Source organism: Lonepinella sp. BR2271 (assembly GCF_051851515.1).
Lineage (GTDB): Bacteria > Pseudomonadota > Gammaproteobacteria > Enterobacterales > Pasteurellaceae > Lonepinella.
In genome coordinates this window covers 403597-413541 of sequence record NZ_JBPDVF010000001.1, presented here as the reverse complement: position 1 = coordinate 413541, position 9945 = coordinate 403597, and the positions used below count along the sequence as shown (strand labels likewise).

The window sequence follows — 9945 nt, the reverse complement described above, 5'->3', positions numbered from 1 at the left end:
TCGACTTGCATGTGTTAAGCCTGCCGCCAGCGTTCAATCTGAGCCATGATCAAACTCTTCAATTTAAGTTCGATCGCTCAATAAACTGCTTGCTTTTAAATCGTACTTTCTAAAAAGAAAGTTAATGAATTTCTAAGTTAAGCACCTATTAAGACTTCAAGTTTTATTTAATTTTTTTAAAACAAGTCAATCAACAAGTGCCCACACAGATTGTCTGATAAATTGTTAAAGAACGATTTTGCTTTCGCAAATTTTTAAATTGGTCGGCGAGATAGGATTTGAACCTACGACCCACTGGTCCCAAACCAGTTGCGCTACCAAGCTGCGCTACTCGCCGCCTGATTTACATAAAGTAAATGGGGTGGCTAATGGGATTCGAACCCACGACAACTGGAATCACAATCCAGGGCTCTACCAACTGAGCTATAGCCACCATTGTTTTTTTGTTGTTTTGCATTGACTCTGGCGCGCTCGACAAGATTCGAACTTGCGACCTTTGGCTCCGGAGGCCAACGCTCTATCCAACTGAGCTACGAACGCACACATATTGCGTTGCAACGGAGGCGTATATTAATGATTTTGCTCATTGTTGTCTAGCACTTTTTTCAAAAATTTTTAGTTTTTCTCACGTTAGCTGTTAATTTGTGCAATTTGTCTGGAATTTACTTGCGTTCCGATTATTTTATAACTTATTCGTCACATAATAATAAGCATATCGCAATAAATTTAACTGGCGTTGCCAACGTGTGGGTTGACTTAATAAACGATATAACCATTCCAAATTCAGTTTTCGCCATAATAACGGAGCCCGTTTGGTCTTACCGACCAACACATCAAAGCTCCCCCCTACCCCCATATAAAGGCAATCAGGATAAATCTGTTGTGCTTTTTGCATAAAAATCTCTTGTTTTGGCGATCCCATAGCCACCGTCACCAACTTCGCTTTACTTTGCCTAATTCGCTCAATCACTGCCGTTTCTTCTAATTCAGAAAAATAACCGTGCTGACATCCCACAATATTCACTTGATGATGCGATAATTTTTCTGCCACCTGATTCACCACATCCGCTTGTCCCCCAATCAAAAAAACAGGCAGACTCAATTCTGCCGAACGTTGCAACAAGGCTTGCCATAAATCAATCCCTGCAATCCGTGTTAATTTTTGCCATTGGGGATATTTCTTTTTAATGGAAAAAACCACACTAATGCCGTCTGCATAGTTAAATTCTGCTTGCTGAATTAAGGCGTTCACTTGGGGATTTTTAGCACAAGCAATCATTTTTTCTGCATTTATCGCAATCAATAACCCCGTTTTTATTTGCTTTGCTGAGATCAAATGATCCACCAACGCTTGCTTATTTTCAGGCGCTAAAATAGCTATTTCTCGAATGACAACTTTTTCCATTTTACGATTCCTTTTGCTAACCCATACGCCACGCCCCAACCTATCGTCAAAAAGACAAAGCGAGAAACAAACGCATCAAACCCTTCTCGTACTAACACCGTCAAGGTAAAAATATGCGAAAAACAATAGGCTTTTAACACCGCACTTTCATCATCTTTAGCCCAATGGTACAAACCATCAAATCCTTTGACAACCAATGCCGAGCCAACCGCCCCCATTAAGATCATCGGATAGCCCCCCATAATATAAAACGATCCAATTAATGTTGGGGAAATCGCCAAGCCCGCATAATAATGCTTAATGTCCCAAGTAAAATAATTTGCCGTATTTAACACTAAATCAGGACGATCCTCCCATAAGGCTTTGGGAATATACACATAAAAATCCCGAATGATGGGCATTAATCCTTGATATTCAATATTTTTTGTATTGAGAATGGTTGCCAAATTTTCCCACGGCGAAAAGGTATCCCGAGTTAAGTGTAAAAAATGAAACAACGTTTGTTCATCGTTAAAAGCTAACCCATATCGCCACATTGCCAATAAAAACATCGCGAAAACACCCAACAGGGCAAATCCGCCTAATGCTCGCCAAGAAAGATAGCCCTGAGCAATGCCAATCAACACAAACAAAGCAACCGCTAAAGCTAAGTTTGCACGCGTGCCACCGATCACCAAATAACTCAACACGCCGAAAGCCACGCCTAAACACAGAAACTGCCACCAACGGCGTTTACTCGGTTGAAGAAAATAAAAAATCAACAACGCTGGTAAGCAAAAATAAAAAAAACGTTTTAATGCGACTGCACTCACCTGAGCCGAGAAAATCTGATTATAGGCGGTTAATTTAAATAATAACAAGCCATTCAACCCATAAAAAATCCCCATTGTCCCCAAACTTATCGCCAATAAAATCCACATCGTAATCTTAGCTGTCAACTGCGGTGTATTTTTCTCACGTTTTTCTGGCAATAAATGGGGATAAAATTTGCCTTGATAAACCCAATAATAAAGTAAATAAAATCCCATTGCGGTCAACAAAGTTTGGCATAAGACCACAAAAGGTGGCAATGAAATATGAAAGCCATACATCAAGCCCATCGACAACGGAAAGCCTAAATAAAAAACTGACAAATAAACCAAGCTAAACAATAAATGAAAGGAAAAACCTTGCTGTTTTACATCTTGTTGTAATAAATAAAGCACCACACTTAATGACAAAATATACAAGAGCGTCAACAGGATAAGTTCTGCAAATTCAAGCATTCTCTTCCCCTTGTTGCAAAATCTGCATTAATATAGCCAACCAACCTGCAATAAAATGAGGATCAAAAAAGCCGATAGTTTCTTTATCAAGTGCGGTTAATTTTTGTTGTGTTTCGAAAATCCCTTGTTCCGTCACCTGATTCTGCAACAGAAACGGCACTTGATATAATCGCATATCGTCAATAAAGGTATTTTTCGGGTGTAACACCACTGGCACATTAAATTGAGTTAATAAACACAAGGATCCCACCCCTTGCTGACGTTGAAAAATAAAATACGCCACATCACATTGATTAAGCAAAGCTAAATAATCTTGAAATGGCATTTTTTCGGTTAAAATTTGCACCGCACTTTGAGCAAATAACCGTGCGGCGTGAGCGGACACTTGGGCAATATAATCACCGTTATGTTCGGGATAGCCCATCGGAATAATAATCCGCACATTATCGCCAAGCTGTTGTTTTATTTGCTCCAACCCCACTAAATGACGATTAGACGGATCGCCTGAATTGCCTAATAAAATGGTGAGTTTATCCGATTTTTGCTTTTCTGTTGGCTGAAAACCGCGGTGCATTTTACTCGGAAAATAAACTAAATGCCCTTGCACATTCGGATTAATATACTGTTTAAAATAAGCTAAATCCCCCTGATAGCCTGCCACAGAAATTAATTTCTTTTGAATAAAACGGCGTAACGGATAAGCGAGTTTAAATTTCCATTTTTGACTGTCTTCGTGTAAATCCGCCCCCCACATCTGCCAAGTGAGCCGTTCGGGCGGTAATTTACCCAAAAGGATAGCGAGCCAAAGGGGAAAATTAAATTGACCGTGTAAATAAAAATAGTGTTGTGGATCTTGTTTTGCTAACTGACAGACGGCTTGAGCAATGCTTTTTTTGCTTTCAAACTCTTGTATGCAAAGGCTCGGATATTGCTCTCGATAACCGTTCCCCACCACCAACACTTGCTGAATGGCTTGTTTAGGTAATTGGGGTTGCAACTGCTCCGTTAAAAAACGCAACATGGTATGATTATGATGTGGAATGGGCGAACCTAAAACGTGAATAATCTGTTTCATTTTTTACTCCCATAATCCAACTTAAATAAAGCCCAACAAAAACCAAAATAAATCATATAGCAAAGTCCATAACCCAAGGTTGCCCCTGCGACACCCTGTTGTGCGATACCATAACTGGATAAGCCAAATAATAATACTCCCTGAACAATTTCAGCACAAATATAGCGACCAGTTGCGGCTTTGGCGAGCCATAAATAGCCAAAAACGTAACTCGCCACTTTAAACAGATCGCCTACTAATTGCCAACCAAACAGCTCAGACATTGGGGTAAAATCAGGGCTAAATAACAGAATGATCAAGTAATCTCGTGAAAAAAACACCAATAATGCCAGAGCTAACGCCAACGGAAAAATAAAACCCAAGGCTTTTTTGACTTCATTCTGAATCGCCGATTTATCGCTTAATTTCGCAAATGTTGGCAATAAATACACGGAAAATGCGGTGGTTAAAAGCTGTAAATAAGCATCGGAAATACGGCTTAATCCTTGCCATAAACCCACCGCACTTAAGCCTTGACTTTCGATTAATTGATTACGCAATAAAATAGACACCACAGGCATTGTGCAAGCCGTCACCAAGGTCATTAACATATAACGGCTCAATAATGCACTGATCGATAAATCAAATTTAGGTTTTAACCATTGCCAATGCCAATGTTGTTTGAATAAAGCAACCAGACTAGGGACAACAATCAAGGCAGGAATACAAGCAAAACCGATCAACGCCCCTTGATAACCTGCGAACCATAAACACAACAATAAGCATATTGACCCGACCAGATTAGAAAAAATGGAACTCACTGCACAGGCTTTGGCTTGACGTTGTCCTTTTAAAATGGCGATAAAATAATTACCGAATGCCATTAAGCATTGTAGCAAGGCAAGCAGTTGAATGATTAGACTGTAATCGGCGGTTTGAAATAAAAACAAGGAAATAGGTTGAGCAAACAGCAAGCCAATCAGAGCCAACATCGCTGAAACCGACATAATCCATAGACTGCTTACGCCTAAAATGGCTTGTAACCGTTGCGGATCTTGCTCATATTCGGCTACAAATTTAGTCACCGCATTTAAAATGCCTGCCCCTGACAGCACGCCCAGCACCGTAAGCAAGGTCATATAATTTGCTGCTTGTCCTAACCCTGCCGAGCCAAAATTTAAAGCAAAGATTTTAATGACAACAAGCCCAATAATGAGTTTAATGGCAACAGCGGTGGATGTCCAAAGGGTTGTACTGGTTAAGGTTGGTTTTGTGATTGTTGACATATCAGTGACCGCCTTTATTTTTGCTGTTTTTACACCGTCGCACCGCAAAAATCTAAATAAACTTGCGTTGAATCTGGCTTGATTGTAGCAAAACAAGAATGTTTCACCAAATGTACAATGATGTCTGCTCGCTGAAGTGCGGTGGAAAAATCGGTTAATTTTACCTGATCCGCTAAGATCACAGGCAATGTCTGAATATGGGGCTCTACCGCCCAAATTTCTCCCTGATGCCATTGAGCAAGATTTTGTGTAATTGCTAATGCTGGGCTTTCTCGCAAATCGTCCACATCGGCTTTAAAACTTAACCCTAAACAGGCGATCTTAATTTCATCAGGGCGATAATTTTTTGCCATCATCAAATCCGCCACCGCAACTTTTATTTTTTCTACGACCCAAACAGGCTTATGATTATTCACTTCTCGAGCTGTACGGATCAATTTTGCCTGTTCAGGGGATTGTGAGCAAATAAAATAGGGATCCACCGCAATACAATGCCCCCCTACGCCAACACTCGGCTGTAAAATATCCACTCTTGGATGATGATTCGCCAGATTAATCAATTCCCACACATCAATACCTTGTTGATCACAAATCAGCGACAATTCATTGGCAAAGGCAATATTCACATCTCGAAAACTGTTTTCCGTCAGCTTGCACATTTCAGCAGTTTTGGCATTGGTCGCAAGACATTTGCCTTGTACAACATCTTGGTAAAAATCCACCGCACTTTGCGTACAAGCTGGCGTTAATCCGCCAATTACCCGATCATTTTGTACTAACTCTTGCATCATTTTGCTCGGTAGCACCCGTTCAGGGCAATAGGCAATTTGTACATCTGCTGTATTTTGCGAGAACAATGGAAAGCTCAAATCAGGGCGTAAATGCTGTAACCATTGAGCCACTTGTTCCGTTGTGCCGACTGGCACGGTGGATTCAATAACCACCAAATTGCCTTTTTGTAACTGGGGAGCAATTTGTTGGATGGCTTGTTGCAAATAGCTCAGATCCGCCGTCAAATCCGCTTTCAACGGTGTCGGCACGGCAATCAAAAAAATATCCGCTTTTTTCACGTCTACACTGGCGAAAAATCGCCCCGATTGCACCGCACTTTTCAACGCATTGGCTAATTCAGGTTCGGTGGTCGTGATTTCTGCTCGTTGAATAGCACGAATTTTGCTCACATCCGTATCCATTCCATACACAATATACCCTTGATTTGCCAAGATCACCGCCGTTGGCAAGCCAATATATCCCAATCCAATTACCGAAATTTGCTTAGTCATTTTTTGCTATCTGTTTGATAAATTGAATAATCCGCTCACAAGCCTTGCCGTCACCGTACAAGGTGCTGGCTTGTGCCATTTGTTGATATTTTATTGGATTTTTCGCCAACGCATTCACGGCATTAACAATAGCTAAACATTCCACACTGACTCGTTGCACAATCCCTGAGTTTTCCGCTTCAGTTCGTTCCGTCTGATCTCGCAATAATAAAACAGGTTTACCCAATGCAGTGGCCTCTTCTTGAATGCCGCCCGAATCCGTTAAAATTAAAAAGGCTTGTTGCATTAATTGCACAAAATCGACATAGGGCAAGGGATCGGTTAAGCGAATATTGGCTTGATGTGATAATAATTGATAAACAGGTTCTCGCACCTGTGGATTGGGATGAACAGGAAAAATGATCTGCCAACCTTGTTGAGCTAATTCAATTAAGCTAAAGCAAAGTTGCTCAATGCCCTTGCCCCAATTTTCTCGGCGGTGCATAGTCACTAATAGGCTTTTTTGATTGGGTCCAAAAGAAAAAAGTGCGGTGTTTTTGGGTGGATTTTTTTGTATCCAGTGCAACGTATCAATCACCGTATTGCCTGTCACTACAATATGTTGTTCAGGATAATGCTCCGCTAATAAATGTTGTTTGGCTTGTGGTGTTGGAGCAAAATGCCAACGTGCTAACACAGACGTTAAACGGCGGTTAGTTTCTTCGGGGAAAGGGGAATAAGGTTGATAAGTGCGTAAACCTGCTTCAATATGAGCAACGGGAATTTGTTGATAATAACAGGCTAAACTGGTGGCAAAAGCGGTGGTGGTATCGCCTTGTACTAAGACTAAATCGGGACGAAACTCGGTTAAAACGCACCGCACTTTTGGCAAAATTCTTGCGGTTAAATCGGTTAAATCCTGTTCTGCTTGCATCACATCAAGATCAAAATCAGGCTGTAAATCAAATAAACACAACACCTGATCGAGCATATCTCGGTGTTGTCCAGTGACACAAATTCGGCTGTCAAATTCTACTTGCTCCGCTAATAATTTGACTAACGGAGCCAGTTTAATGGCTTCGGGACGTGTGCCAAATACAGTTAATAGTTTAAATTTTGCCATTCACATTATGCACTATGCACTACCTTTAGCTTTACGCAAACGGCGACGATGACGGCGAATAAATCGGGTAATTCGCCATGCTCTTGTTATCGAATAAGAATACAAAAAGAATAACCCAATGAATAAAATAAACATCAGCCATTCATTAATATAATAAATTTCGCCTAAAATACCAAATCCTGCACATAATGCCGCAATAAACGTGATTAGCATAAAGGCCTGACGATGGGTTAAGCCTGCTCGCACCATTAAGTGATGAACGTGTAAACGGTCGGGACGAAATGGGCTTTTACCTTTACGCAAGCGTCGATAAATAATCGCCACCATATCAATTAACGGAATCGCCACTAACCATAAGGCGGTCACTGGATTCATGGGATGGCCTTTGCCTTGGGTACTGAGTAACAAAATCCAAATAATCGTAAACCCAATTAACGTACTGCCACTGTCGCCCATAAAAATTTTGAATTTTTTGCCAAAAGGAATACACAGATTAAACATGGCATAGGGCATAATCGCTACAATTAAAGCAAAGCACCAACGAGCCAGATCATGTTGATTATCCATATACATGAGAATCCCCACGCCAGCAAAAGCCACGCTAGACAAGCCACCGAGTAAGCCGTCAATACCATCAATCATATTAAAAGCATTAATAATCGCAATGGTCGCAAATACCGTAATCACCACGCCAATCCAACCGAGCGTCACGGTAAACGGCCCAATAATTTGACCTAAATGATCAAGGGATAAACGCCCATAATAGATCATAAATACCGCCAATATGGCTTGGATCCCAGCTCGCAAGAAAGGGCTAATATCATAGCGATCATCTAAGATCCCTATCGCTAACAGCACAAAAACGCTAAATAAATACAGTTGCGGTAACTTGGTTTGATCCCATTGTAATAGGTAAAAACACAGGTTGCCCATAAACAGCGAAATCCCGCCAATTAAAGGAATGGCTCCCTGATGACGTTTGCGATAATTGGGTTTATCCACTAATCCTACCGCAATAGCAATCGGACGCATCACAACAATTGTGAGAAAAGATGCGAAAAATGTTAACAGTAAATCTAACCACATGTCCTTTATTTGCCTTATTCAAGCTACACCTAAAAAATATTGCAAAGCATAGCATTAATCAGCGTTGATTGCAGAATATTTTTATAAAAAAGCGAAATTTAGACAGAAAATACAGTACAATAGTTCCATATGAGCAATGATAAAGGAAAAATTATGTCAAATTCAACCGCACTTTTTTCTCGTGCAGAACGGGTGATTCCGGGGGGCGTCAATTCACCGGTTCGAGCCTTTAAAGGCGTAGGTGGCACGCCCGTATTTATTCAAAAAGCCGCAGGTGCTTATATTACCGACACCGACGGCAAGCAATATATTGATTATGTGGGATCGTGGGGGCCAATGGTACTCGGCCATAATCACCCGGCGATTATTGATGCCGTGTTAAAAGCGGTGCCAAACGGACTCAGTTTTGGGGCACCCACAGAGGGCGAAATCACCCTTGCGGAATTAGTCTGTAAACTTATGCCGTCGATTGAATTAGTGCGAATGGTCAGTTCAGGCACTGAAGCGACCATGTCGGCGATTCGTTTAGCTCGTGGCTATACTGGACGAGATAAAATCATCAAATTTGAAGGTTGCTATCATGGTCATTCCGATTCTTTATTAGTCAAAGCTGGTTCAGGTGCGTTAACGCTCGGACAACCCAGTTCCCCTGGTGTGCCAGAAGATTTTGCTAAACATACCTTAACTTGCACTTACAATGATCTTGATTCGGTCAAGCAAGCCTTTGAGCAATATCCTAATGAGATTGCCTGTTTAATCATTGAACCGGTAGCCGGTAATATGAACTGTATTCCACCGAAAGACGGTTTTTTACAAGGTTTACGTCAACTTTGTGATCACTATGGCACGGTATTTATTATTGACGAAGTGATGACAGGTTTCCGTGTGGCGTTATCCGGTGCCCAATCTTACTATGGCGTCACCCCCGATTTAACCTGTTTAGGCAAAATTATTGGTGGCGGTATGCCTGTGGGGGCCTTTGGTGGTAAGCGAGAAATTATGCAATACATTGCCCCAACAGGCCCTGTTTATCAAGCCGGTACGCTTTCTGGCAACCCGATTGCCATGGCCGCAGGATTAGCTTGCTTAACGGAATTAAGTAAAATGGGCAATGAAGAAAAATTGGCCCAGAAAACTGAAAAATTAGCCAAAGGCTTAAAGGCCCTAGCCGACAAGCACGGCGTACCATTCCAAGTGCAATATGTGGGCGGTATGTTCGGTTTATTCTTCACTGAACAGCAAGAAATTTGCAACTTCCAACAAGTGATGCAATGTGATGCCACAACATTTAACCGATTCTTCCATTTTATGTTAGAACAAGGGATTTATCTTGCCCCCTCTGCTTATGAAGCAGGTTTTATGTCCTTGGCTCATTCGGACGAAGATATTGACCGCACTTTAGTGGCTGCAGATAAGGCTTTTGCACAATTAGCCCAATAATTTTATAAACAATCTATAAGGAAA

Annotated in this window: 8 protein-coding genes, 3 tRNA genes and 1 rRNA gene; 1 reads left to right on the top strand and 11 read right to left on the bottom strand. The window is 41.2% G+C overall.

The genetic code is table 11. The features are described 5' to 3' along the window. The 11 genes from ACTG7X_RS01965 to wecA form a co-directional block, all read right to left on the bottom strand. A 16S ribosomal RNA gene (locus ACTG7X_RS01965) occupies positions 1–65 on the bottom strand; the annotation flags it as partial. 195 nt (positions 66–260) lie between these two features. Beyond that, a tRNA-Pro gene (locus ACTG7X_RS01960) sits at positions 261–337 on the bottom strand. 20 nt (positions 338–357) lie between these two features. Beyond that, positions 358–433: transfer RNA gene (locus ACTG7X_RS01955), tRNA-His, on the bottom strand. Between the two features lie 30 nt (positions 434–463). Continuing rightward, positions 464–540 (bottom strand) — tRNA-Arg (locus ACTG7X_RS01950). A 142-nt stretch (positions 541–682) separates the two neighbouring features. Then, positions 683–1405 carry a lipopolysaccharide N-acetylmannosaminouronosyltransferase gene (wecG, locus tag ACTG7X_RS01945; RefSeq protein ID WP_439256857.1) on the bottom strand — a complete coding sequence of 241 codons (723 nt, stop codon included), beginning with the start codon at positions 1403–1405 and terminating at the stop codon, positions 683–685. Next, the gene (locus ACTG7X_RS01940; protein WP_439256856.1) at positions 1378–2670 is read right to left on the bottom strand and encodes a WzyE family oligosaccharide polymerase; all 1293 of its coding nucleotides are present in this window, start codon (positions 2668–2670) and stop codon (positions 1378–1380) included. Before ACTG7X_RS01940 ends, wecG begins: the two co-directional genes overlap by 28 nt. After that, positions 2663–3745, bottom strand: a complete 1083-nt coding sequence (locus tag ACTG7X_RS01935; protein WP_439256855.1) for a TDP-N-acetylfucosamine:lipid II N-acetylfucosaminyltransferase — start codon at positions 3743–3745, stop codon at positions 2663–2665. The genes ACTG7X_RS01940 and ACTG7X_RS01935 overlap by 8 nt, the downstream gene beginning before the upstream one ends. Then, positions 3742–5010, bottom strand: coding sequence for a lipid III flippase WzxE (gene wzxE, locus ACTG7X_RS01930; RefSeq protein WP_439256854.1), 1269 nt, complete (start codon positions 5008–5010; stop codon positions 3742–3744). Before wzxE ends, ACTG7X_RS01935 begins: the two co-directional genes overlap by 4 nt. 29 nt (positions 5011–5039) lie before the next feature. Next, positions 5040–6293, bottom strand: a complete 1254-nt coding sequence (wecC, locus tag ACTG7X_RS01925) for a UDP-N-acetyl-D-mannosamine dehydrogenase (protein ID WP_439256853.1) — start codon at positions 6291–6293, stop codon at positions 5040–5042. Further along, entirely contained in the window at positions 6286–7395 is a 1110-nt protein-coding gene (wecB, locus tag ACTG7X_RS01920) for a non-hydrolyzing UDP-N-acetylglucosamine 2-epimerase (RefSeq protein ID WP_439256852.1), read from the bottom strand. The genes wecC and wecB overlap by 8 nt, the downstream gene beginning before the upstream one ends. Positions 7396–7407: 12 nt before the next feature. Beyond that, on the bottom strand, positions 7408–8481 hold the full coding sequence (gene wecA / locus ACTG7X_RS01915; RefSeq protein ID WP_439256851.1) for a UDP-N-acetylglucosamine--undecaprenyl-phosphate N-acetylglucosaminephosphotransferase: 1074 nt from the start codon (positions 8479–8481) through the stop codon (positions 7408–7410). 153 nt (positions 8482–8634) lie between these two features. On the opposite strand from wecA, the gene hemL reads away from it, so the two are divergent. Beyond that, positions 8635–9921 (top strand): glutamate-1-semialdehyde 2,1-aminomutase, encoded by a 1287-nt coding sequence (gene hemL / locus ACTG7X_RS01910; RefSeq protein ID WP_439256850.1) that lies wholly within the window; start codon positions 8635–8637, stop codon positions 9919–9921. The last annotated feature ends 24 nt before the right edge of the window (positions 9922–9945 follow it).

Coding starts and splice junctions, on each gene's coding strand:
- wecA (WP_439256851.1), bottom strand. CDS start 8,481: ATGTGGTTAGATTTACTGTTAACATTTTTCGCATCTTTTCTCACAATT.
- wecB (WP_439256852.1), bottom strand. CDS start 7,395: ATGGCAAAATTTAAACTATTAACTGTATTTGGCACACGTCCCGAAGCC.
- wzxE (WP_439256854.1), bottom strand. CDS start 5,010: ATGTCAACAATCACAAAACCAACCTTAACCAGTACAACCCTTTGGACA.
- hemL (WP_439256850.1), top strand. CDS start 8,635: ATGTCAAATTCAACCGCACTTTTTTCTCGTGCAGAACGGGTGATTCCG.
- ACTG7X_RS01940 (WP_439256856.1), bottom strand. CDS start 2,670: ATGCTTGAATTTGCAGAACTTATCCTGTTGACGCTCTTGTATATTTTG.
- wecG (WP_439256857.1), bottom strand. CDS start 1,405: ATGGAAAAAGTTGTCATTCGAGAAATAGCTATTTTAGCGCCTGAAAAT.
- ACTG7X_RS01935 (WP_439256855.1), bottom strand. CDS start 3,745: ATGAAACAGATTATTCACGTTTTAGGTTCGCCCATTCCACATCATAAT.
- wecC (WP_439256853.1), bottom strand. CDS start 6,293: ATGACTAAGCAAATTTCGGTAATTGGATTGGGATATATTGGCTTGCCA.